Here is a 25,819-nt window from a genome sequence, read left to right as displayed (position 1 = left end):
GGCGGTTCAATGTCCCTGTTTGCGGTTCAGCAGCCGGGCGAGGCGATGCCGGCCCTCCTCGACGATCTTGCCGACGGCACCGACCTCGGCCCCCTCCGTATCGCCGCCTTGCAAGCGGCGGGCCAGCGTGTGAATGGTCGGGTAGTTGAGCAGATCGATGATCGAGACGCCGGAATAACCGCGGGCGAGCAGCGACTGGTGCACCCGCATCAGCAGCAGCGAGTGCCCCGCCAGATCGAAGAAATTCTCGTCGAGTCCCGGTTGCGCGATACCCAGCACATCGGACCAGATTTCCTGGATATCGCGCTCTTCGCGGCTGGACAGCGCGAGCGTCCTGGAAGCCTCGCGCACCTCGCGCACCGGGGCCGGCAGGCGCCCCGTATCGAGCTTGCCGCTCTGCGTGAGCGGCAGACTGTCGAGGAACACCAGGTGGGAAGGCTGCATGTACGCCGGCAAGCGCCTCGCGAGGTAATGCTTCAGCGGAGTCGGATCGCCGCCGAGCGAGGCGGCCGGTACCACATAGGCGGCCAGGCTCTTGCCAGCCGCGTCCTCGACCACCCGCACCACCGCCTGCCGTACCTCCGGGTGCGCGCCCAGCACGCTTTCGATCTCGCCGGTCTCGATGCGGAAGCCGCGGATTTTCACCTGACGATCCATGCGACCCAAAAAGTGAAGCGATCCGTCCGGCAAATAGCGGACACGGTCGCCGGTACGGTAAAGACGCGCTTCGCCATCGCCGGGCCTGAACGGATCGGAGACAAACCGCTCGGCCGTCAGCGTCTCGCTGCCCAGATAACCGATCGCGAGTCCGTCGCCTCCGGTGAAAAGTTCGCCGGGCGTGCCGACCGGGACGGGATTCATGAACCGGTCAAGCACGTAAACCCGGGTATTTTCGATGGGCCGTCCGATCGGCACCGAGCCGGCGCCTTCCAGCCCCTCCCCGGCCACCTCGTACGTGGTGGTGAACGTGGTGTTTTCCGTCGGGCCGTATCCGTTGATGAGCCGCAGGCCGGGCAACAGCGCCAGCACCTTCGCCGCATGCGCGGGAGACATCGCCTCCCCTCCCGTAATCAGCTGGCGCAACGGCGCCAGCAACTGCGGCCGCTCATCCACCACCATATTGAACAGGGAGGCGGTCAGGAACGCCGTCTGAACACCATGGCGCGCGATCACCGTTTCCAGGACCGGCAGGCTTGGCAGGGCATCCGGATAGATCGCCAGGAAGCCGCCGTTGAGCAAGGCGCCCCAGATTTCCATGGTGGAAGCGTCAAAGCACACATTGGACACCATGAGTATCCGGCCATGGCGGGTGAAGTCGGCATATCCGACATCCTTCACGAGCCGCACCACCCCCTTGTGGCGCACCAGCACCCCCTTGGGTTTGCCGGTGGACCCCGAGGTGTACATCACGTAGACCGGCGCCGACGCATCGATGGTGACCGGCAGCGCGGTGGCGGGCATCTCGTCCAGCTCGTCGTCCAGTTCGCGGCTGCCCAGCGCCAGAACCGCCGCGGCCATGCCCTCCAGTTTCCCGAAACGGGAGGCCGATGTGACCAGGCAGCGCACACCGGCATCGCGCACCAGATCCTCCACGCGTTCGCGCGGATCATCGGCATCGACCGGCATGTACACCGCTTCCGCTTTGATCGTGGCCAGCACCGCGACAACCAGATCGATAGAGCGCCCCAGCGCCAGCGCCACGCATTCGCCCTTGCGCACACCCCGGCTCTTCAGGCAATGCGATAGCCGGTTGGCGCGCTCCTCCAGCTGTCGGTAGCTGAGCGTGTCGGTGCCGTCGGACAGCGCCTCCCTGTCGCCGTACAGGCTCACGGCCTGTGCGAACAGGGCGGCGAGCGGCAGAGGATCATGCTCGACCTCGCGACCGCGGGCGAACGCATCGAGCACCTGCCGGCGCATCAAGGGCGGCAGAAAATCCTCCGCCCAATGCCGCTGTCCGGGCGTGTGCGCCATCGCGGCGAACACATCCTGGTAATACCCCGACAACTGCTCGATCTGCGCGCGTGTCAATTGGGTTTCGTCGTAGTCGAGCTGGATCGACACCTGGTTGCGCCGCAGGCGCGACGACAGGGTCAGATGCTGGAAATGCACATTCAGCGCGAAGTTGGTGCCTTCATTGACATCGCCGCTGTCCGGCGACTCCACCACCTCGAATCCGAGATGGCTGTCGAGCCTGTCGTACACATGGAAATCCATGTAGTTGAACAGGACATCGGGCAGCAAGGGCTCCTTGCCGAAACGGCGCTGTATCTCCGCCAACGGGAAGCATCGGTAGGGCATGCACTCGCACTCACCGGCGAATACCGCCTTGACCATGTCGAGCCAGTTGCCGCGCGAGAGCTCGAAGCGGAACGGCAGTGTGTTGAGGAAAAGACCGTACAACTGATCGCCACCGGCCTCTTCCGGACGCCCGTTGACGGGAATGCCGGTGAGGATGTCCACTTCGCCGGTCACCAGACTCATCACCTTGAGGTGACCGGCGAGAAGCACGCTCTTCATCGGCACGGACGCCGCGTGCATCAGCCGCAGCAGGCCGGCGTACACATCGTCCGGCAAGGTCAGACGCCATGCCTTCAGGCTCGGTACCGCCCCCTGTTCCCGCATGCCGGCAAGGCGCGGCAAGCGCAGCACCGTGCAGCCCTCGAGCTTGTCCGACCAGAAATCCTGCTGGGCCGGATCGGCCACCGCCGCGAGTTCCCGTTCGATGAAGTCGCGGTAACTGACCGACAGCGGCGCGGGTTCCTCGAAGTGCCCCAGACCGGTGAGGCCCGCGTAACGGTTGAATACCTCGACGATCATGGTGTGGTAGCTCCACCCGTCGAAAATCGGGTGGCACTCGGTCATGGTGAACTGCAACGAGAGGTCGGTGCGCAGCTGCACGAAAAACCGCAGCAGGGTCGGACGGGACAGATCGAACGGCGTCACGCGCTCCGACTCCAGCAGCGCGCGGATGCGCGCTTCCTGCTCGTCATGGCCGAGTTCGCGCAGGTCTTCCACCACCACCGGCAATTCCGCCTCGCTGTGGATGATCTGCAAGGGCTGGCTCGCCCCGGCCAGGTCGAACGACATGCGCAGCACATCGTGGCGCGCCACGGTGCGGCGCACCGCTTCGCGGAAGGCCTCTTCATCGAACGGGGCGACAAGACGGATATGGGTGGTGCCGGTGCAATGGTAAACATTCGACTCCGGCGCCATGTTCATGTGATAGAACATGCCGCCCTGCATGCGGCTCAAGGGATAGGCGTCGATGGCGGTGGCAGGCAGGCGCGCGCGGTCTTCGGGCGAAATCAGATCGAACGGCTCGCGAACACGGCGTCGCTCGCCCTCTTCCGGCGCGAGCTCGGGAAGCGCGGCCAGTTCGGCGATGGTCTGACGCTCGAACAGATCGACCAGCGAAGCGTTCAGTCCCTGCGCCCGTCCCCGGGCGATCACTTGCACGCCGCGCAGCGAATCCCCGCCCAGCGCGAAGAAATTGTCGTTCACCCCGATCCGCTCGAACCCGAGCACCGCGCTCCAGATTTCCGCCCAGCGCTGCTCGGCCGGCGAGACCGGCGGCGCATAGTCGCTGGCCAGATCCGGGCGCTCGTGATCCGGCGCCGGCAGGGCGCGACGGTCGATTTTGCCATTCGCCGTCAGCGGCAACGCCTCGAGAAATACGAAGCTGGCCGGCTGCATGTATTCGGGCAACCGGGTCTTGAGCGCCTCGCGCAGCGCATCGATTTTCACGCCGGAGCCGGTCGGCACCACATAGGCCACCAGCCGCACATCATTGTGCGAACCGTCGCGCCAAGTGGTCACCACCGCTTCGGCCGCCATTCCCGACGCCCTCAGCGCCGACTCGATTTCCCCAAGTTCGATGCGGAATCCCCGCACCTTCACCTGATGATCGGCACGCCCCTTGTACTCCAGACTGCCGTCGGGCAAAGCGCGGGCAAGGTCGCCGGTCCGGTAGAGCACCCCGCCGTCGCCCCAGCGCACGAAACGTTCGGCGGTCAGTTCGGGACGGTTCAGATAGCCGCCCGCCACACCGGCCCCTTCCACGTAAATCTCGCCGATCACGCCTTGCGGCACCGGCCGGCGCCGCGAATCGAACAGATGAAAACGCAAGTCCGGAAGGGCGCCGCCAATGGGACTCATGCCGGTGCGCGACACATCGGCCCGGGTGATCGGGCGGTAGCTCGCGTGCACGGTGGTTTCGGTGATGCCGTACATATTGATGAGACGCGGCGCGAGGTCTCCGTACTTGTCGACCCAGCCGGCGAGCGAGGCGGGCTCCAGCGCTTCGCCGCCGAAGATCACGTAGCGCAGGGCCAACTGCCCCCCTTGCGGCGCGAGGGACTGATCCGCCGCCATCAACAGCTTGAATGCCGATGGCGTCTGATTGAGCACGGTGACCCGTTCGTCGCAAAGCAATTGGTAGAACGCCTCGGGCGAGCGCGATACCCGGTAGGGCACCACGACCAGCCTGCCGCCATAGAGCAACGCGCCCCAGATTTCCCATACCGAGAAATCGAAGGAAGTCGAATGAAACAGGGTCCAGACATCGCGCCGGTCGAACCCGAACCAGCGTTCGGTGGACAGAAAAAGCCGCATCACGTTGCGGTGGGTCACCCGCACTCCCTTGGGGGTGCCGGTCGAACCCGAGGTATAGATCACATAGGCCGTCCGGTCCGGATCGCCCACGCCGGCAAGATTGTCCGAGGGCATGGACTGGATGAAGGGTTGTTCACTGTCGACGCAGACCGCATCGCACGTCAATCCGTCGAACACGCCGCTGAACTCGGCCAGGGTCACCACCAGACGCACGCTGGAATCCGTCACATAAAATCCGATGCGCTCCGCGGACAAGGTCGGATCGATCGGCACATAGGCGAACCCCGCTTTTTGCACGGCCAGAATCGCCACCACCAGTTCCTCCTGGCGCGGCAGGCAAATACCGATCAGCGCATCCGGTCCGGCGAACTTGCCGCTCATCGAGCGGCGAATGTAATGCGCCAGCCGGTTGGCGCGCGCGTTAAGAGCCAGATAGCTGAGCCGCTTGCCGGCGAACGACAGGGCGTCGGCATCCGGTGTTTCTCGAACCTGACGTTCGAAGGATTCGTGCAGGCACTGCGTCACCGCAAACACCGGCAGCGGCGCGCACTCTCCTGCGGCGGCCTCGTTTTCCGGCAAGGGGTAATCGGCGACCGGGGGCCGCTCTTTGCCGCACACCGCGCCTAGCAGAGCAAGGTAGTTGCCGACAAAGCGCTCCATCGTGGCCGTGTCGAAAAGATCCGTGCTGTACTCCAGCGCGCCGCGCGCCCTGACACCGGTCACGTCGAGCGACAGCGTCAGATCGAACTTCGCGGTGTCGCCGGGAATATCCAGCGGTGTCACGTCCAACCCCTCGAACTGCCACTGCCCCGACACCGACTCCTGATAGGCGAACATCGCCTGGAAAATCGGCGCGTGGCTCAAATCGCGGCGCGGCCTCAGGACGTCGACCACGCGGTCGAACGGCAGATCCTGGTTGGACTGGCCATCCAGCACGGCGGTCCGCACCGCGTTGAGCAGTTCGCCGAAATCCGCCTCCGGATCCAGCTCTACGCGCAATGCCAGGGTGTTGACGAAAAACCCGACCAGGTTTTCCAGCTCCAACCGGGTACGTCCGGACACCGGTGTGCCGACCACCAGGTCCTGTTGGCCGGTATACCGGTAAAGCAGGAGGTAGAACACCGACAGGAATCCCATGAACAGGCTGGCTCCGCCCGCCCGCGCGGTTTGTCCCAGTTGTTCGGTCACCGAGGACGGGACGGTGAAATGCAGGGTTGCCCCCTTGAACGACTGCCGCGCGGGCCGGATCCGGTCGACAGGCAATTCGAGCGGCGCCACACCGGCCAGCTGGCGCTTCCAGTAGGCCAGCTGCGATTCGAACAGTTCGCCGGTCGCCTGCTCCCTCTGCCATTCGGCGTAGTCGGCATACTGGATCTCGAGCTCGGGCAGCCTTGCCGGGGTTCCGGCGCGGCGCGCCCGGTACAGTTCGGCCAGCTCGCGCGCGAGGATCTGCGCCGAAACCGCGTCGGAGATGATGTGGTGCTGGGTCACGGCCAGAATGTGCAGCCGCGGGGCGAGCGTCAGCAGGCTGCAGCGGATCAGCGGCGCTTTGGCAAGATCGAAGACGGTGTGGTACTCCGCGAGGAGAAAGGCATCGATCAGGGCCTTGTCGTCCGCGCCGGCCGTCATCCGGTTAAGCGGCAACGTCAGGGTTTCCAGGCAGCGCTGGCGCACGTCTTCGTTTTCGTAGACGAACTCGGTGCGCAACGACTCGTGACGCGCGAGAAGCGCGTTGAAGGCGTCCTCGAGGGCGGGAATATCAAGATCGCCCATCAGGCGCAACGCCGTGGTGATGTTGTAATGCGCCGACGCAGGCTCGAGCTGATCCAGCAGCCACAAACGCTGCTGGGAGAACGACGGCCGGAACAGATAGGAAGTAGCCTGCATGCGATATCTCCTGCTGTAATCGTGGTTCACTGCAGCCGCAGACGCTCCTGCCGCCTCCGGCAACCTGGGTTTCACTCCGTTTGCGAGGACTCGGCCTGGCGCGCTTTCCGCGCGAGCCGGGTAATCGCCGCGGTGGCGGCGGTTTTCGCGCCGCTCATCCGCGCCTCGACGATCACCGCCAACGCGGCGATGCTTGGCGCATCGAACACATCCCGTACCGTGACGCGCACGCCCCATTGCTGCTCGATGCGGGCCATCAGCCGCAGCGCCTTGAGCGAATGCCCGCCCAGCTCGAAGAAGTTGTCCTCGACCCCGGCGTGCTCCACGCCGAGCACCTCGCGCCAGATAGCGCACAGCGCGATCTCCACGTCGCCCTCCGGCTCACGGCCGGCCGCGGTCGCGCTCATCGCCGCCGGCACGGGCAGCGCCTTGTAATCGACTTTGCCGTTGGCGGTTTCGGGCAGGCCCGGCAACACGGTGAAAAATGAAGGCACCATATGGGCCGGCAGACGCGCACGCAGGTAATCGCGCAAGGCGCGAGGCTCCGGCGTTTCGCCGGCCGGCACCACATAGGCGGCAAGGTAGCCGTCACCGGCGCCGTCATCGCGGCGCAGGACCACGGCGGCCTGGCGCACGGCCGGATGAGCCGCCAGTTGCGCTTCGATTTCGCCCGGCTCGATGCGGTAGCCGCGCAGCTTGATCTGCTGGTCGCGGCGCCCCACGTAGTCGAGCGAACCATCCGGCAGCGCCCGGACCAGATCGCCGGTGCGGTACAACCGCGCGCCGGCATCCGCGAAAGGATCGGGAACGAACCGCTCGGCGGTGAGTTCCGGACGGTTCAGATAGCCCCGGGCCACGCCCGCGCCGCCGATATACAGTTCGCCCGCCGCCCCGAGCGGCACGGGCCGGCCGCGGGCATCGAGCAGGTAGAGCCGGGTGTTGTCGATGGGCCGCCCGATGGGGACGTTCCCCGGGTAACGCTCGTCGGCGCCGAACTCGTGCACGCAGCAGCCGACCACCGTTTCGGTCGGACCGTACTCATTGAAAATCCGCATCCCCGGCGCCGCGTCCTGCCAGGGCGCCAGCGCGGCTCCTTTCAGCGCTTCTCCGCCGACGACCATCGACGTCACGTGCCCGGCCGCGCCGGGCTCGAGCCGCTGCCCGAGCACCTCAAGATGCACGGGGGTGATTTTCAGGAGATGCCCGGCCGGTTCGGCCGCCAGTCTCTCCGACAGGATCGTGGCGTCTTCCCCGTCCGGTACGATCAGCACGCGGCCACCCGCCACCAGCGGCACCCACAGGCTGGTGATGGTCGCGTCGAAACTGACCGACGAGTGCAGGAAAGCCCGCGTATCGGGCCCGGCGCCATAGGCTCGGCGCGCGTAGTTCAGATAATTGACCAGGCCGCCGTGCTCGATAAGCACGCCTTTGGGCTGGCCGGTGGAGCCGGAGGTATAGATCACGTAAACCGGATCGCCCGAAGCGGTTTCGGCGGAAAGCGGAGCGAACCGGTCCGGACCGTAGGCTTCGCGATCGATCAGGAAGCACCGGTCGGCCGGAACCGGCAGCCGCCCGGCCATCTGCTCCCCGGTGATCACCAGCGCGGCGCCGCTGTCGGCGGCCATATAGGCCACACGTTCGGCCGGATAGGCCGCATCGATCGGCAGGTAGGCGGCGCCGGCCTTCATCACCGCCAGCATCGATGTCACCAGTTCGACGGAACGGGGCAAGTACACGGCAACGATGCTGCCCTTGCCGACACCCCGCGCGTCAAGCGCGGCGGCGAGCCGTCCGGCGCGCTCGTCCAGTTCGCGGTAGCGGACGATCCCGCCGTCGTGCACGAGCGCCGGCGCCTCCGGCGTCGCGCGCGCCCGGGCCTCGAACAAGGCATGGGCACCGCCGGAAGGGTAGGGTTCGGCCGGTCCTGTCCACTGAGTCAGCAAGACGCGCGTTTCCTCGGGGGAAAGCATCGGCACGTCGGCCAGGCGCGCATCGGCGCATCCGGCCAGCGCGACGATCAGACGGGCCAGATGCCCGGCCAGACGACGGGCCGTGTCTTCGTCGTAGTGCCGCCGGTCGAAATGGAGATGGCCGTGCAGACCGCCCCGGTCGGACACCACCACCGTCAACGGAAAATTCGTGCGCTCGGACGCCCCGGCGAAGCGGAACAGCGGCGCCTCGTCCGTGCGGCTGGCCGGATAGTTTTCGAAGACCACGACCGTTTCGAACAACGCGCCGTGCCCGCCTCCCCGGGTATGCGGCTTGATATCCGCCAGCGACAGAGAGGTATGCAGTTCGGCGTCAAGGTGGGCATCCTGCACCCAGCGCAGCCATTCGGCGACGCATGCCTCCTCATCCACCGCGATACGCGCGGGAATCGTGGCGATGAACAGCCCCAGCATCGCATCAAGACCGTGCAGGGCATGGGCCCGACCGGATACCGTCACACCGAACAGGCAATCGGACACCTGGGTGTAGCGGCTCAGCAGCAGCGCCCAGGCGCCTTGCACCAGCGTGCTCAGAGTCAGTTGGTGGAGACGGACAAACGCATCGATCGAGTCCCGCGCCGCCGCCGGCACCGCGAACTCGGCGCGGCCGATCGCGTCTTCGCCATCCGGATCACGGCGCCCCGCCGGCAAGGGCGTGGCTTCGTCAAGTCCCGCCAGCCGGCTTTGCCAGTAACGGCGGTCGGCCTCGTGCCGGCCTTGCTGCCAACGCAGGAAATCCCGGTACGGGCGCGGTTCGCCGGTAAACTCGCCGCCACGGTAGGCATGGGTCACTTCATCCATCAGCAGCGCGACCGACCAGCCATCGAGGATGGCGTGATGGTGACTGAATAGCTGAATGCATTCCCCGTCGGGCAAATGCACGAGCGTGATCCGGTACAGCGGTTCGGCCAGATCGAAGCCCCTCGCCTTGTCCTCCTGAAGCACACTGGCCATGCCGCCTGAGGGCAAGACTCGCTCGCGCCAGGAGAGATCGACGCTCCCGGTGACGATCTGCAGCGGGTGCCCCGCCGCGGCCATATCAAAACGGGTGCGCAAAACCGGATGACGCCCGGCCACGGCGCGCCAGGCCCGCTCTAGCCTGGCAGGATCCGTCCCGGTTTCCAGCTCGAAGCACAACTGTTCGAGGTAAAGCCCGGACTCCGGCTCATTGAGGGTATGGAATACCATGCCTTCCTGGGTGGCCGTCAACGGATAGACATCGGTCAGATCCGGATAGCGCCTGGCCAGGCGGTCGAGCGCGTCCTGCGCGAGGCCAGCCATCGGAAAATCCGACGGAGTCAGGCGCGGCGCGGGCAGCGTGAGGCAATGCGCGACGACCGCGCGCAGATGATGCGCGAAACGTTCCGTCAGCGCGTGAATGCGATCGGCCGCGAGAACATTGCCGCCATAGGTCCAGACAACCTCGAGCGCATCGCCGTAAACGTAGGCGTCCACCTCCAGCAGGTAGGCGCGCAGATTGCGCGGATCCTGACGCTGGACGGAAACCGGCGTCGATACGCCGGCCAGCGGCGAGCGATGGAAGTCGGCATCGAAACGCCCCAGATAATTGAAGCACACCTCTCCCCAGCAGATGCCGTTGGGAGCGGAATCGCTCTCGGCCAGCCAGCCGAAACCCGCGCCACGGGACGGCAGGGAGCGCACGCCCTCCTTCACGGCACGGATCGCCTCGTCCGCATCGCCGTCCGTGCCGATCTGAAGTAGCAGCGGGTACAGGGTCGTGAACCATCCGACCGTGCGGCTGACATCGGGAGCCTCATCGAAACCGTCGCGGCCGTGGCCCTCCAGATCGACACGCAGCGCCCCTTCCGGCATCCACTCGCGCAAGGCGAGCGCCAGCGCGGCCAGCGCAAGGTCGGCGGGATTGGCGCGGTACGCCTGCGGCGCGCGCACAAGGAACGCCTCGGTGAAGTCGGGATCGAAGGCCATCCGGATCTTTTGCGCCGACGCCACGTCATTGCGCGCGTCCGGGTGCCCGGTGCCGCGCGGCAGGCGGGCCACGGGGCGCGCCAGGCAGGCGAGCCAGAACGAGGCTTCGCGTTGCGCGTCAAGGCCCGCCAGATAAGAGGCCCAGCGCTGGAAGGACGCCGTGCGCGCCGGCAGGGCGGGCTCGCGTCCCGCCGCGATGGCGTCATAGGCTCGGATCAGATCCTCGAGCAGAATGCGCCAGGACACACCATCGACCACCAGGTGGTGCGCCACGACCGCCAGACGCGCGGTCGCGCCATCCTCAAGGTACGCCCCCCGGAAAACCCGCCCGCGCCCGATGTCGAGGCCGCGCTCAAGACTGTCCAGCACCTCGCGCAGGGCCGCATCGTCGCCGCGGGGAACCTCGAAACGCTCCAGGCGGAACGGCGTCTCCGCCTCCGCCACCCGGGCCCGCCACACCGATCCGGTTCGCTCGAAACGGGTACGGAGTCCCTCGTGATGGTCCAGTACCCGCGCAAATGCCGTTTCGAGCGCATCGGCCCGGGCGCCCGGCTCCAGGTCAAACAGATAAGACTGGTTGTAATGGTGCGGATTGGCCGCGTTGTGCCGGAAAAACCAGCGCTGGATCGGCGTGAGCACCACGTCGCCGCGCGCCGGCGGCTCGTCGCCGCGTTCCGGCAGGCGCCGGCCCGCCGCGCTCGCCATCCGCGCGATGCTCGGATGATCGAACACCGTGCGGGGCGTCATGTCCAGCCCGGCCTGACGCGCGCGGAACACGATCTGCAAGCTGAGGATGGAGTCGCCGCCCAATTCGAAGAAATTGTCGTGGATGCCAATGTCGTCGCGATTGAGCACCTCGCGCCAGATCGCCGCGAGTTGTTTTTCCATATCGGAACGCGCCACCGCCGGCGCTTCGCGCAACGGTTCGGGCCGCAGGCGCGCCAGCGCTTCGCGGTCGACCTTGCCGTTGGTCGTCAGGGGCATGGCCGGCACCGGCACCAGAATGGACGGCACCATATAGGCCGGCAGGTTTTGTGCGAGGTCGTCGAGAATGCCTTCCGTGTCTTCGCTATCGAGCACGGCATACGCCACCAGCTGTCGGCGTCCGCCGCGCTCGTCGATCTGCGCCGCCGCCTCGCGCACCGCGGGATGCGCCGCCAGGGCCGCTTCGACTTCGCCAAGCTCGATGCGGTAGCCGCGCAGCTTGACCTGATGATCCTTGCGCCCAAGATAGACGAGCTGGCCCGACGCATCGAACCTGACCAGGTCCCCGGTCTTGTAAAGCCGGGCGCCTTCGTCGGCGCTGAACGGATCGGGCACGAAACGCTCCGCGGTCAATTCCGGGCGGTTCAGGTAGCCCAGCGCCACGCCCGCGCCGCCGATATACAGCTCGCCGACCGCGCCGGGCGGCAACACTCGACCCGTCTCGTCCAGCACGTACAGACGGGTGTTGCGGATCGGTTTGCCGATCGGCACGGGGCCCGCGTCCGCGGCGTCGCCGGCGGCAAGTTCGTACACGCAGCAGCCCACGGTCGTTTCGGTCGGCCCGTATTCATTGATCACCCGCACGCTGGGCGCGTGTTCGCGCCAGAAAGCCAGCGTGGTGGCCAGCAGGGCCTCGCCGCCCACCACCAGCGCGGCGGTGTGGCCGGCCGCGCTGGCGGGCAGGATCTTGGACAGCACTTCAAGGTGCGCCGGCGTGATCTTGGCGAGCGTCAACGCCGGTTTCTCGCGCCACAGGTCGCACAGACGTTCGATTTCATCGTCTTCGGGCACGATGAAGAGCGTCTTGCCCGTCAACAGCGGCACGAAAAGGCTGGTGATGGTGGCGTCGAACGCGATCGAGGAGTGCATCGGGTTGCCGGCGCCGTCCGGATGGTCGTAGTGCGCCACCGCGTGCGCGAGATAATTGGCGAGTCCGAGGTGCGGCACCACCACGCCTTTGGGCAACCCGGTCGAGCCCGAGGTGTAAATCACGTAGGCCGGATCGCCCAAGGCCACCGGCCATTCGGGATCCCCGGCGGCGAAGGACGCGAAGCGTTCGGCCTGCGCATCGATCAATAACCGCGCCGGACCTTGCCCGGGCACGCGTGAAGCCAGGGCCTCCCCGGTGATCAGCAAGGACGCCGCGCTGTCTTCGAGCAGATACGCCAGGCGCTGCCCGGGCAAGCCACTGTCCATCGGCAGGTAGGCGGCGCCGGTCTTCATGACGGCGAGAATCGCCACGACCAGCGACTCGCCGCGCTCCAGAAAGATCCCCACCCGCTGGCCGGTGCCGATGCCCGCCGCGCGCAGGTACCGGGCAAGACGATTGGCGCGCGCGTTAAGCTCGCCGTAACCGAGCTCGCGCCCTTCGCACACGCAGGCGATGGCCTCGGGTCGGCGGCGGACCTGCGCTTCGAACAAGCGGTGCGCGCACTGCCCGGGCAAGGGGGCGTCGGTCGCATTGAAACCGTCCAGCAGGAAGCCCCGCTCCTCGTCGGAGAGAATCGGCAATGCGCCGACCGGGCAGGCCGGATCGGCCACGGCACCGTCGATCAACCGGCAAAAATGTCCGGCCAGACGGCGTATTGATTCAGGGCGGAACAGCGACGCTCGGTATTCTAAGGTCCCCCGGAACACCTCGTCGTATTCTTCGACAAACACCGTCACGTCGAACTTGGCGCACGACGCGGCCACCGGCGAACTGACCAGTTCGAGCGCCCGCCCGCCCGGCGCCACGGACTTGCGGCTGTACGCGAGCATCGTCCGGAACAGCGGCTGGCCATCGTGGTCGCGTCCGGCATCCACCGCGTCCACGACGCGCTCGAACGGCACCGCCTGGTTCGCCCAGGCCCGGGATACCGTTCCTCCCAGGGTCTCGAGGAGCGACTGGAACGACGAATCCGGATCCACCCCGGCGCGCAGCGCCAGCGTATTGAGAAACAGTCCGACCGTGCCTTCCAGTTCGGGGAAAGGTCTGACCGACACGGGAACGCCGACGGTGATGTCGCGTTCCGAGGTATAGCGTTGCAGCAGCGCCATGTAACCGGCCAGCACCACCGTGAACGGCGTGGTGCCCATCCGCCGGGCCAGATCGCGCACGCGTGCCGTCACACTCGCGTCCAGTTCGAAAGATTCGATGCCGGCCCGCGCATCGCGTGCCGTGACCGCATCCCGAACCATATCGGACGGCAGGGTCGCGATGACCGGAGGCGTGGCGAACACGGTTTTCCAGTCATCCAGCTGGCGCCGCCACTCCGGTTCGCGCCCGGTGGCGCGCTCCCACTGCGCGTAACCGAGGAACCGGGCCGCGGGCGGCGGCAGCGCCGGTTCGAGGCCGGCGGCCAGCGCCTCGTAGATGCGAGGCAATTCGTCATCCAGCACGGAGAAGGATGCCTCATCCATCACCAGGTGGTGAACGATCCACACCAGCGCGCAGCGGCCGTTGTCCGAAACGGCGATCCGCAAGCGGTACAGCGGGCCGCCGTCCAGCTGGAACGGCGTGTGCAACTGCGCCCGGGCGATCGCGTCGACGGTGCTGTGCCATGCCCAGTCGTCCAGCGCCGGCACAGGCTGGATATCGCACTGCACGGGTTCGTCCGAGACGCGCTGACGCACTTCGGCGCCGTCCGTCAGCAAACGGATGCGCAGAGCCTCGTGGCGTTCGAACAGCACCGCCAGGCTGCGGCGCAGCAGGTCGGGATCGACTGTCCCGAGCGCATGCTTGACGACCCCGATGTGGTACGCCGAGGATCCCGGATTCATCTGTTCGAGGAACCACATGCGCCGCTGGGCATGGGTCAGCGGCGCGTCCGCGCCATCCGCTACCGACGGCAGCGCATCCGCCGTCTTGCTTCGCGCCACGCGGGCCAGACGCGCGATGGTCTTGTGCTCGAAAATCTCGTGCACCGCCAGTTCGATGCCGTGGCGGGCAGCCAGCCGCGCCTCGACCCGGGCGGCGAGCAGCGAATGCCCGCCCAGATCGAAAAAGGAGGTGTTCCGGTCAATGGCGCCGCAACCCAGCAGTTCGGACCACTCGCGCGCGATGGCCTCCTCGATCTCGCCCTCGGGAGCCTCGAGCGACGCGCCGGAGGACGCGCCGGTATCGGGAAGCGGAAAACCATTGCGGTTGACTTTGTTGTTGGGCAGCCGCGGAAACGCCGTCATCGGCACGATCACGGCGGGCAGCATGAATTCCGGCAGCCGTTGCCGCGCCAGTTCGCGTATCGCGGGAATATCGGCGCTCACCCCGTCGTCCTGCAGCACATACGCCACCAGCGCGCTGCCTTGCAAAAAATCCGCCCGCGCCATGACCACCGCGTCGGTGATGCCGGGCGCCTCGCGCAGCACGGTTTCGACCTCGCCCAGTTCGATACGGTAACCGCGCACTTTCACCTGCTGGTCGATCCGGCCAAGGTATTCGATATTGCCGTCGGGTAGCCAGCGCGCCAGATCGCCGGTCCGGTACAGGCGCGCCTGCCCGGAAGCGTCGCATGGATCCGGCACGAAGCGTTCGGCGGTCAAGGCTTCGCGGCGGTGGTAGCCGATCGCCAGTCCCACCCCGCCGATGTACAGCTCGCCCGCCACGCCGACGGGCACGGACTGGCCCTGGTCATCAAGCAAGCGTATCCGGGTATTGTTCAGCGGCCGGCCGATATGGACGCGCTCCGCGTCATGCTCAAGCTCGGCGTTGGCGGCGCTGACCGTCGCTTCGGTCGGCCCGTAGGAATTGATGAAGCGCCGGCCCTTGCCCCATTTGCGCAGCAAGTCCGTGCCGCAGGCCTCGCCCGCGACGATCAGCACCTCCAGATCCGGCAAGGGATCGTCCGGCAGGGCGGCCAGCGCGGACGGCGGCAGGGTGACGTGCGTGACCCGGTAATGCCTGAGCGTATGCAATAGGGCCGGACCCGGCATCAGGTCTTTGGCTGGCGCCATGACCAGCGCGCCCCCGGCGCAAAGCGTCATGACGATTTCCCAGATCGACGAATCGAAGCTGAACGAGGCGAACTGCAGCACCCGGCTGGCATTTCGCATCCGCAAAAGCTCGATCTCCGCCTGCGCCAGATTGCACACGCCGCGATGACGGATGACCACGCCCTTGGGCACCCCGGTGGAACCCGAGGTGTAGATGATGTAGGCCGGATCCTCCGCGGACACCGCGTGTTCGGGCCGGGACCCGGGGCAATTCAGGGCGTCGTCGCCGTCGATGAACAGGGCATCGGCGGGCAAGTCGGCGAGCATCGGCGCGAGCGCGGTTTCGGTCAGCATCAGACCGGCGCCGGAATCCTCCAGCATGAAGCGCCGCCGTTCGAGCGGATAATCCGGATCGAGCGGCACATAGACGCCGCCGGCCTTGAGAATCGCCAGAAATCCGATGACGAGCCGATCGGAACGGCGGATGCTCAAGGCCACGGGGACCCCCGGCCCCACCCCGGCCGCCATCAGCCGGTGCGCCCAGCGGTTGGCCATCGCATCAAGTTCGGAGTAGGTCAGCGCGCGGTCTTCGAACAGCACGGCATCGCCGTGCGGCGTCGCATCGGCCTGCCATTCGATCAGCCGGTGCACGGCCACATCGTCGCTGAACGGCGCCTGGGTCGCGTTCCACGTATCGATCAGCGCGCGTTCAGCGTCGGAGAGCAGCGCAAGCCGGCCCAGGGGGGCCAGAGGCTCACGGGCGAGCGCGCCGAGGAACACCGTGAAATTGGCCAGCATCCGTTCGATCGTTCCTGCATCGAAGCGCTCGGTCGAATATTCCATCTGGCCGGCGAGGCTGTCGTCCTCCTCCCACATTTCCAGTGTCAAGTCGTACTTGGCCGTGCCCGTATCGAGCTGGGACAGCGCCGACACGTCGGCATCGCCGGCCCGGCGCGCGGCGGGCATGGTCTCCTGATAGGCGAACATGGTCTGGAACAGGGCCGACACCCCGGCGGCGCGTTCGGGATTGAGCGCTTCCACCAGACGGTGAAAGGGCACGTCCTGATGCCCGAACGCCTCGAGCGCGATGCCGCGCACCGCCTCCAGCAGCGCGGCGAATCCCGCGGCGGGGTCCACCCGCACGCGCATCACCAGAATGTTCACGAAAAACCCCGCCAGCGCTATCAGTTCCGGTTCGGCGCGGTTGGCCACCGGGGTACCGATCAGTACATCGTCCTGGCGGGTGTAGCGATACAGGAACGCCGCGTACGCGGCGAGCAAGGTCATGTAAAGCGTGGCGCCCCGCTCGCGGGCCAGGTGGCGCAGGCGCTCCGACAGACCGGAGGGCAGGCGCAACGGCAATCTCGCGCCACGCTGCGCTGGAGCGGAGGACGGCGGCCGGTCGTAGGGCAACTGCGCGACCGGCAAGGGACCGGCCAGCTGGCGCAGCCAGTACTCGAGCGGCGCGGCGGGACGGCGGCGTTGCCAGTCGGCCACATCCAGCAGGGTCAGGGCCTCGGGCGCCATGGCGCAAACGGCGCCACGCTGCGCGCTGGCATAAAGATCCAGCAGCTCGTTCCACAGCATCGACACCGACCAGGCGTCGCCGATGATATGGTGCATCGCCAGGTACAGGATCTGCTCCTCGGCGCCGAGGCTGAGCATCGTCACGCGCATCAGCGGAGGGCGGGACAGATCGAACGGCCGTCCGGCATCGGCCGCGATGAACGCTTCCGCCTCGCTCGCGGACTCCACCATGCGCCATTGCACGCGCAGTCTCGCATCTCCGGACAACTCGGCCACCGCCTCGCCATCTTCGAACACAAACCGTGCGCCGAGCGCGCTATGACGGGCCAGCAGCGCATCCAGCGCCGCCTGCAGCGCGACAGGATCGACCGGCCCGCGCCACGACGCGGTATAGGCCATGGTGTACACCGGACTGTCAGGATGCAGCCGCTGATGAAACGCGATGCGCTGCTGATCGAGCGTCGGCGGCCCCTTGCGCAAACCGGTCGCGACAAGCCGGCTGTCCGCGCGCGGCGAGCGGTCGGCCGCCCGAGCCAGCCCGTCGAGCGTCGGCTCGGCGAGAAATCCGGCGAACGGCACCTTCGCGCCGGTCGTTTCCCTTACCCGCGCCAGCATGCGGATCGCCATCAACGAGGTGCCGCCAAGATCGAAAAACGACTCGCCAAGTCCTATCCGCGCCACCGGCAGCAAGCTCTGCCAGATGACGGCCAATTGCCGTTCCGTGTCGGTGGACGGTTCGGCGCGAGCGCGCTCCCGTTCGTCCGGTTCGGGCTTCAGGGCCTTGCGGTCGATTTTTCCGTTGGGCAGCAACGGAAAGGCCTCCACCGCCTCGAAACGCGCCGGTATCGCGCCGACAACGAGATACGGGGCGAGAAATGCCCGCCAGACCTCCGCGCAGGCCAAGGTCGAGCCTGGGCGCAGACGCAGGTAGGCCACGAGCACGGTCCGGCCCGTACCGGTCGCTGTGGGGTGGACAATCGCCTGCAGCACATCCGGATGACGCTCGAGGGCGTTTTCGATCTCTCCGGGTTCGATGCGCTGGCCATCGACCTTGAACTGGAAGTCCTTGCGCCCGATCACCTCGATCGCGCCATCCGGCAAACGCCGGCCAAGATCGCCGGTACGGTACATGGGCACGCCGCCGCGGACGATGAAACGCGCCTGCGCGTCCTGATCCGCGTCGAGATAGCCCGCCGACATGTACGGTGTGGCGATCAGGATCTCTCCGGTCTCTCCCGCGCCGACGGCTTCGTCCCGCTCATCGACCAGATGCGCCGCCGTGTCGTCGATGGGATGCCCCACCGCCACAATCGGCCGGTTCCGGTCCGCCTCGCAGACCGGATGGCAAAATTTCGCCAGCGTGGTTTCCGTCGGACCGTAGAGATTGAAAAGACGGGCATGCTCGAGCCCCAGGGCATAGAAGTCGTCAACCAGCGACCCTTTGAGCATTTCTCCTGCCAGCGCCGCCACCCGCAAGTGGCGCAGGCTGTCGGCGGCGCCGCGCTCTTCGATCAGTACCTGGAAAAGCGACGGAATCATGTGCGTCAGGGTGATGCGGCGCGCTTCGAACCAGGCGAGCAGATCCGCTGGCGAATACACCAGTTCGCGCCCGGGCGGCACGCACAAGGTGGCGCCGTTCAACAGCGGCAGCAACAAATCGCGCAAGAACGGATCGAACATTTGCGCGGTCAGGAGGCTGACGCGGTCCTCGGGACCGACCCGCAGCGCCCGGCTTTCCCAGCGGATGAAATGCAGCAGGCTGTCGGTGCGTCCGAGGACGGCCTTGGGCATGCCGGTGGAGCCGGAGGTGAAATACAGATACGCATGAGGCGAAGTCCGTTCGCCACCGGCGTCCGGCATCGCCAGCGCCTCGTCCAGCGACCAGGCCGCGAACGGCGGGGCCTCCCGGGGCATACCGTCATCACCGTCGAGCAGCAGCACCCGCGCATCCGCCAAGCGTTCGCCAAGCGCCTCCGACAGCGCACCAAGCCAGCGCCGCTCCGTGACCACGAGACCGGCGTCGATTCTGCCGAGCAGTGCCTTGAGCCGTTCGGGGGGCAGTTGCGGATCCAGCGGAGCGAACACTTTTCCCGCTCCCATGATGCCCAGCGCGCTCGCCGCCAAGGCGATATGCTGGGGCAGCAAGGTCGCGACCCGCTCGCCGGGGCCGCACACGGCGCTCACCGCGCGCGCCAGGTCCTCCACGTGCTGCAGCAAGGTGCGATAGCTGATCCTGACATCATCGCTTTCGATGGCGATGCGGTCGGTGAAACGTTCGGCGATCCGGCTCAGTTCAGACAGCATGCTCATTCCGATCTCTCACGTTGTCGCGGGCGGACGCGCGCCACCCTCGGGGGTCACTTGCTCAGTTCGAAGCGGTCCGCATCCTTGAGGAACGGAAAGGTCTCGCGCACATCGTTCAGCTTCGCGTGCGACAGCACGGCGGTATGCAGGCATTCGGCGTGCTTTTCATGGAACAGCACCTCGCCCAGTGGATCGATGAGCATCGAATCGCCGCTGTAGCTCAGACCGTTGCCGTCGGTGCCGATACGGTTCACTCCCACCACATAGCACTGGTTCTCGATGGCGCGCGCGGTCAGCAGGGCCTGCCAGTGACGCGAACGGCGCTCCGGCCAGCTGGCGATGTAGACGGCCAGATCGTATTTGCCGTCCAGATTGCGCGACCATTCGGGAAAACGCAGGTCGTAGCAAATGAAGGTCGCCACCGACCAGCCATTGAACGGCACGATCCGCGGCTCGGTGCCCGCGCAGTAGTGCCGGTGCTCGCCGGCGAAGGTGAACAGGTGCCGCTTGTCGTAGCAGGCGAGGGAGCCGTCCTGACCGGCCCACACCAGCCGGTTGAAATACCGCCCCTCCTCGCCGATGACCACGCTGCCCATGATGTCGGCCCGGCGCGCCCGCGCGGTATCGCGCAGCCAGTTCACGGTGCGTCCGTCCATGGTTTCCGCGACGGCCACGGGATTCATGGTGAACCCCGTGGAAAACATCTCCGGCAGCACGATCAGATCCGTGTCGCCAAGGGTCGACAGCGTGGCGTCCAGACGGTCCAGATTGCGTTGCGGCGCCTCCCAGGCGATATCGGTCTGCACGAGGGTCAGGGTCAAATCACGCGCTTGGTTCATGTTCGCTCCCAATGGATCAACAGCACTTCGTTTTGGTCGCCCTGTTCGCGGCTGATCTGCCTGACCAGGATGTCGCCTGTCGCATCCTCCGCCCACCATTGCATGCCGCTTGCGTGGCGCGACGCGAATTCGACAACGCGGACCGGCAAGGCCCGCCCTTCGAACAGAAAGGATTCGGCCGGATGAAGCCGGTAACGCACCGCCTCCACCTCGAAACGGTCCAGGTCCAGCACGCGCAGGACACTGTCGGCGCTGCCGCTGGCCAGAAAAAACGCCGGAGCGTCCTCGCTGGTCGCGTCATAGTCGTCGACGCTGAACACTTGCGTGCGCGGGGTGTTTTCCACGATGGACAGGGTCAGAACACCACGTTCGCGGGAACCGGTCGCCGAGCTTGCCACGCCGTCCTCCACCTCCTCGCCCAGGTAGCGGCGCACACCGCCTTCATCGATCAGAATGGCCTCGCGCGAATCGAGGGTGTAGTCGGACCACAGCCCGCTGCTCTGGATATGCATCGCGTTGGACAGGCTCAGCATCCGGCCGCCATCGCAACTCTCCCAGCCACGCTCCGCCGTCAGCTCGCCAACCGTCTCGCCATTGCTGACGATCCGGTAGCGCAGCCGTGTCGCGGGCCGGATTTCGGCGTCGGTCATCAGGACGGTCTCGCTCATGGATCGCGCTCCGTCAGGCCGGCTGCGCCGGCATATCGCTCAGGTCGGCGTCGTACAGCTGCTCCATCAGACCGCCGCCCCTGACCGCCGATTCGCTGAGGGTGGCCAGCGGCCCCTGCTGCGCCGGCGCAACGATGAAGCCGGTTCGGACGGCATAATCCAGATAACGGCCGATCAGCGCCGCATCGCACGGATGGCAACGGATGTCGGTGTCGGCCAACAGCGCGTCGATCCCGCTCGTGTCGTATCTGGCATGCTCCTTGATATCGCTACCGTCATAGAAAATCGACAACAGGTCGGTAAAGGTCGAGCGGTACGGCTTGCCGTCGCGGCAAAGCCGGCCGCTTTGCAAGGCCTCGAAGTACGTGGTGCTGTCGACCAGGCCGATCGTGTAGCCGTAGTGCCGCAAGGCCGCGACGATATCGTCGTAGTTGATCGGATGAGGATGTGTCAGGTTGAAGGTGCGCCGGTTGGTGACATGCAGGTTCATCACCGCATAGAGCGCCGCCCGGGCCACATAATCGACCGGAGAGATGTCGAAGTCCTCGTCGGAAGAAAACGTCAGGCCGGTTTCCACCAGCGACTTGAGCATCTCGTAATACAGCCCCTTGACGCGGGTCTGCCTGAGCGGATAGCAACCGGTGCGGCTGTCGCCCCAGATATTGCCGGGCCGGACAATCACCCAGTCGAGCCCGCGTTCGCTCGCGGCGTGCACAAGCTGCTCCGCCTCGAACTTGGAACGCTCGTAGTCCATCTCCTCGAAGCATTGGCCGACATCGAGATCGTGCTCCCCGAGCACGAAGCCGGGCTCGTAGAGCTTACTGCCGGTCACGCTGAAGCTGGAGACCATCATGAGCGGCACGGAACCGGCCAGGCAGAACTCGATCATCGTCGCCACGCCGCCGACATTGACCGGCGCGATCTTGGCGTACGAGGCGACCAGGCTCACATTGGCGGCCGAATGCAGCACGAGGTCGACCGAACCCGCAAGCTCGAGGTAGCTGGCCTCGTCCAGCCCCAGGCGCTCCCGGCTGACGTCGCCCAGCACCGGAATGATCCGCCAGCACTGGCTGTCCAGGGTACGCGCCTCATCATAGGCGAACAGCACCTCCTTGATGCGCTCGAGGGCCGCGTCGGGCGACTCGGCCCTCACCACGCAATACACCATCGCATCGGTGGTTTCGAGCACTTCCTGCAGCAGACGGCCTCCCAGCACGCCCGTGGCGCCGGTCAGCACGATATTTCCGACCAGAGTTCTATTCCGGTAATCCATGGTTCCTGCCTCCGCTACAAAATGACTCCCGCCAAGCGGGAAAACGACTCGCCGCCCTTTCCCTCGCCCGCCGCTCCGCGCCCCTCACAACGATCCCACCCGCATGCCGCCATCCATCGGTATCACGGTGGCATTGAGATAATTGGTCTTGCAGGTGGCGAGGAATGTCACCACCTCGGCCACATCCTCCGGCGTGCCCCAGCGTCCGACCGGCACGATGGACTTGATGATGCGGGCCTCATCGGCGGACTGCGCCGTCTCCTGATCGATGAACTGGCCGAGCATCTGGGTCTTGCAGATGCCCGGTGCGATGGCCGTCACCGAAATGTTCAGCGGTCCGAGCTCGCGCGCCCAGGACTCCGACGCGCTGATCAGACCGGCCTTGGACGCGGCGTAGGCCGCGCCGCCGGCCGCGCCCCAGATGCCCGCCACGGAAGCGATATTGATGATCCGGCCGTATTTGAGCGCCGCCATGCGCCGGGAAAACACCGCCGTGCAATTGAACGCGCCGGTGAGGTTCACGTCGATCACCCTGGCCGAGAGCTCGATGCTCTTTTGCGCCAGGCAATACGAGCGGCCGATGATGCCCGCGTTGTTGACCAGTACTGTGATGCCCGGCCCCATGCGCTCGGCGATCAGTTCGGCCGCCTGCTCGACCGCGGCCGCGTCGGTCACGTCCATGACGAAGGTCTTGAGGTGCTCGGGATAACCCAGGTGGCCGCCGAGCCGTTCCAGAGCCCCGGCGTCCGCGTCGGTGGCCGCCACGGCGTAGCCCACCTCCAGAAGCGCGGAGGAGATGGCCGCCCCAAAACCGCCGGCGGCTCCGGTGACCACGGCGATTTGCCGGCTCAAGCGAGTTCCCCTTCCTTGAACGTGATGTCGATCACCTTCCTGGCGTTGGCCATGGCATCGAAAATGCGCTCTTCGAAGAAGCGGACGTCATCCTGGCTCATCAGCAGGTTCGAGTAGATGCGCGATAGCGGCGAGAACTGGATACCGTAGCGCTTGGAAATCTCGCGGATGATGATGTCGCAGAATTTGACCTTGTCGCTGTAGCCTTCCGAGCGGTCGACCATGGCGTCCTGGGAGTGATAGACCAGCGCGGTGGGCATGCCCTGCACGACCAGAGGCAGGCCGTTGGCGTGCGCCGCGCGGATGAACGCGTCGGAAATCTGCGCGGTGAAACCGGCCATGCGCTCGTAGCAGCCCGGATCCTTCTCGATCAGGTCGAAGGTCGCCTTGATGGCGGCAAGACCGAGCGGGTAGCCGTTGAACGTGCCGGCATGGATGACCTTGCCGCGGGTATAAAGATCCATGATGTCGCGGCGGCCGACGATGGCCGAAATCGGCATCGACCCGCCGCCCAGCGCCTTGCCCAGGGTGGTCAGGTGCGGCGTGACGCCGAGGATGCCTTGCGCGCCGGACAGGCCGAGCCGGATGCCGGTGATGATCTCGTCGAAGATCAGCACAATGTTGTGCTTTTCGCAGATCTCCTTGGCGCGTTCGAGATAGCCCTCGCGCGGGAAAATCCCGCCGCCATTGATGCAGATCGGTTCCATCAGCACCGCGGCGATATCTCCGTGGTAGCGTTCGATGGTGGCCTCCAGAATCTGGATATCGTTCCACGGCAGCAGGAAGGACTGCTCTTCAAGCACGCCCTCGGCGCGCCCCAGGGTATCCAGCAGGTCGCCCTTGAAGGACTCGGGAACCGGGAAGGTCAGATCCTGCTTCTTGCGCCATCCCATGATGTTGTCGGCGTTGCCATGGTAATGGCCGTGGAAACGGATGAAGCGGTTCTTGCCGGTGAAGCCGCGCGCCAGGCGCAGCGCGTTCTGCACGGCCTCGGTGCCGCTCAGGCAGAAACGGACCATTTCGGCGCTCGGAATGTGGCGGATCATCTGCGTGCACACATCCACTTCCAGGTCGCAGGTATCCACCGAGGTGACCTTCTGCATGTACTGGATCAGCGCTTCGTTGTAGGCCTCGTTGTGGTGACCGACGAACAGGGCGCCGAATTTGCAGAACAGGTCCAGGTGCTCGTTACCGTCCAGATCCCAGACCCGCGAATTGCGTCCGCGGTTGAACGGGATGACCAGCGGGCGCTCCGGATCACCGAAGTTGTAGTGCGTGCCGCCGGGCAACAGCTCCCAGCACTGCTTGTAGAAATCCTTCGATTTGTTCAACGGCAGTTTGGTTTCGGCTTCCATACTCTTGAACTCCTCTTTATGACGTGGGTTCGATGCCGCGGCGCTGAACGTCCCGCCGGCTCCTTCGGTGTTGTCGATACGCGCCGTGCCGGGCCGGTAGCGCAACCAACTCTCCGGCACCGCGACGCCCAGATGACGCAGAAACTGGACACGCGCGAGGTAGGCCGCGCCGCGCATCAATTCGACGGCGATAACGCCGGCGCGGCGTTCCGACACCGCCTCCAGCGCGCTGCCGCGCAACCACTCGTTGGCCGCGCCCATCGCCGGCCCGCACCACACCTGAAAATCGACCGCCCGTTCGGTGTCGCCGGCGATCGCCCAGCGCGACGACTGCCCGAGATACCACTGAAACAGCAGCGCCATTTTCTTGCGGGGATTGGAGCGGGCCGCCTCCAGCGGCGCGAGGTTGCCCCGCGACGTGAAAAACGCCTCGGTCTCGGCCCATACGGTGTCGATCGGCCGCTTGAACAGCGCGTTCTCCAGGTTGCGGATTTCCGCCTCGGGGATGTCCTCGAGGCGTTCGTACTGCTTGTACAGGGTGTAAAGCTTCTGGGCGCGCACCGCGTACATGCTGCCGGCCTTGAGCACCTGCACTTTGGCGCCCAGTTCGAACATGTCGGCCGAAGGCGCCATCGCGACATCCTGGATGGTGGCTTGTCCAAGTCGCGTCTTGACCGCCTCCGAGGTGCCCGCCTCGCGGCAGGCCTGGTTGATCGAGCCGGTGACGACATAGGCCGCGCCCAGCGCGAAGGCCGCCAGCACGGACTGCGGCGATCCGAGCCCGCCGGCCGCGCCGATGCGGATGCCAAAGCCGTAGCGCTGCTCCGCGGCGATTTCGTCGCGCAGGTCGGCGATCGACGGGAAAATGCACGCGAGCACGCCGTTGTCGGTGTGTCCGCCCGAATCGCCTTCCACGGTGATGTCGTCGGCCATCGGCACACGGGCGGCGAGTTCCGCCTGGGCCGGGCTGATCAGCCCCTGGGCGAGCAGCGACGCGAGGATCTTTTGCGGGGGCGGCATCAGAAAATGCGTGGCGACTTCGCGCCGCGATACCTTGGCGATCACTTTGTTGCGCCGCACCACCCCGCCCCGCCCGTCCGCCTCCAGACCCGCCACGCGGTAATACACGATGGCCGGGGTCAGCTTGACGTAAGCCGATGCCTCGACCACCCGCACGCCCTCGTCGACGAACAGCTTCACGCAGGCCATTTCCCAGTCGGGCTGGCCGGGGTTGTGCAGGAGGTTGATGGCGTACGGACCGTCCGGCAGCGCCGCCTTGATGCGTGCGACGGCGGAGCGGACCCGCTCGACGCCCAGTCCGCCGGCGCCGAACGAGCTGAGGATGCCCTGCGCGCCGAGCGCGATGACCATTTCCTCGGAATTGATGCCTCCCGCCATCGCGCCGGCGTAGTAGGCGAAGCGCACCCCGTAATCCCGGAGGAAGGACGGGTCGCCGAACGCTTCGGGCAACAAGGCCGGTACGGCGCCATCCTGAGCCGACTCGTCAAGCCGCACGCCGTTTTCCGCGACGCGCAAGCCGGCCGGGCGGCCGAGGGACAATAGCCGCGTACGGAGCGCCTCGGCGGTGGCGTCCGCCACGCCCGACCGCCCCGTCCGGGACGAAGACGGCGCCAGGGCGGGCGGCGCCTCACAAAGAAAATCATTGTTCACG

7 protein-coding genes are annotated in these 25,819 nt (G+C 66.3%); all 7 read right to left on the bottom strand.

Translation table 11 applies throughout. The annotated features are described in order from the left end of the window. Positions 1-6: 6 nt before the first annotated feature. A complete protein-coding gene (locus tag JNO50_RS03095) occupies positions 7-6,498 on the bottom strand; it encodes a non-ribosomal peptide synthetase (protein WP_189533420.1) in 6,492 nt (2,163 codons plus the stop codon). A gap of 71 nt (positions 6,499-6,569) precedes the next feature. Next, positions 6,570-19,160, bottom strand: a complete 12,591-nt coding sequence (locus tag JNO50_RS03090; RefSeq protein ID WP_189533422.1) for a non-ribosomal peptide synthetase — start codon at positions 19,158-19,160, stop codon at positions 6,570-6,572. Positions 19,161-19,213: 53 nt separating this feature from the next. Continuing rightward, entirely contained in the window at positions 19,214-19,999 is a 786-nt protein-coding gene (locus JNO50_RS03085) for an amidohydrolase (protein ID WP_189533424.1), read from the bottom strand. Continuing rightward, a complete protein-coding gene (locus JNO50_RS03080; protein WP_189533426.1) occupies positions 19,996-20,667 on the bottom strand; it encodes a hypothetical protein in 672 nt (223 codons plus the stop codon). Before JNO50_RS03080 ends, JNO50_RS03085 begins: the two co-directional genes overlap by 4 nt. Before the next feature lie 13 nt (positions 20,668-20,680). After that, complete coding sequence (locus JNO50_RS03075) at positions 20,681-21,940, bottom strand: SDR family oxidoreductase (protein WP_189533428.1); 1,260 nt, start codon at positions 21,938-21,940, stop codon at positions 20,681-20,683. Between the two features lie 84 nt (positions 21,941-22,024). After that, positions 22,025-22,792: an SDR family NAD(P)-dependent oxidoreductase gene (locus JNO50_RS03070; protein WP_189533430.1), complete on the bottom strand. Its 768-nt coding sequence runs from the start codon at positions 22,790-22,792 to the stop codon at positions 22,025-22,027. Beyond that, the gene (locus tag JNO50_RS03065; RefSeq protein ID WP_215796471.1) at positions 22,789-25,818 is read right to left on the bottom strand and encodes a PfaD family polyunsaturated fatty acid/polyketide biosynthesis protein; all 3,030 of its coding nucleotides are present in this window, start codon (positions 25,816-25,818) and stop codon (positions 22,789-22,791) included. Before JNO50_RS03065 ends, JNO50_RS03070 begins: the two co-directional genes overlap by 4 nt. Position 25,819: the final 1 nt, after the last annotated feature.

The organism is Paludibacterium paludis (genome assembly GCF_018802605.1).
Classification (GTDB): Bacteria; Pseudomonadota; Gammaproteobacteria; order Burkholderiales; family Chromobacteriaceae; genus Paludibacterium; species Paludibacterium paludis.
Note: the sequence above shows the minus strand (reverse complement) of the source record. Positions and strands in the feature narration are given on the sequence as shown.

Excerpts from the sequence above, each read along its gene's own strand:
- JNO50_RS03080 (WP_189533426.1), bottom strand. The coding sequence starts at position 20,667 with ATGAGCGAGACCGTCCTGATGACCGACGCCGAAATCCGGCCCGCGACA.
- JNO50_RS03085 (WP_189533424.1), bottom strand. The coding sequence starts at position 19,999 with ATGAACCAAGCGCGTGATTTGACCCTGACCCTCGTGCAGACCGATATC.
- JNO50_RS03075 (WP_189533428.1), bottom strand. The coding sequence starts at position 21,940 with ATGGATTACCGGAATAGAACTCTGGTCGGAAATATCGTGCTGACCGGC.
- JNO50_RS03095 (WP_189533420.1), bottom strand. The coding sequence starts at position 6,498 with ATGCAGGCTACTTCCTATCTGTTCCGGCCGTCGTTCTCCCAGCAGCGT.
- JNO50_RS03090 (WP_189533422.1), bottom strand. The coding sequence starts at position 19,160 with ATGCTGTCTGAACTGAGCCGGATCGCCGAACGTTTCACCGACCGCATC.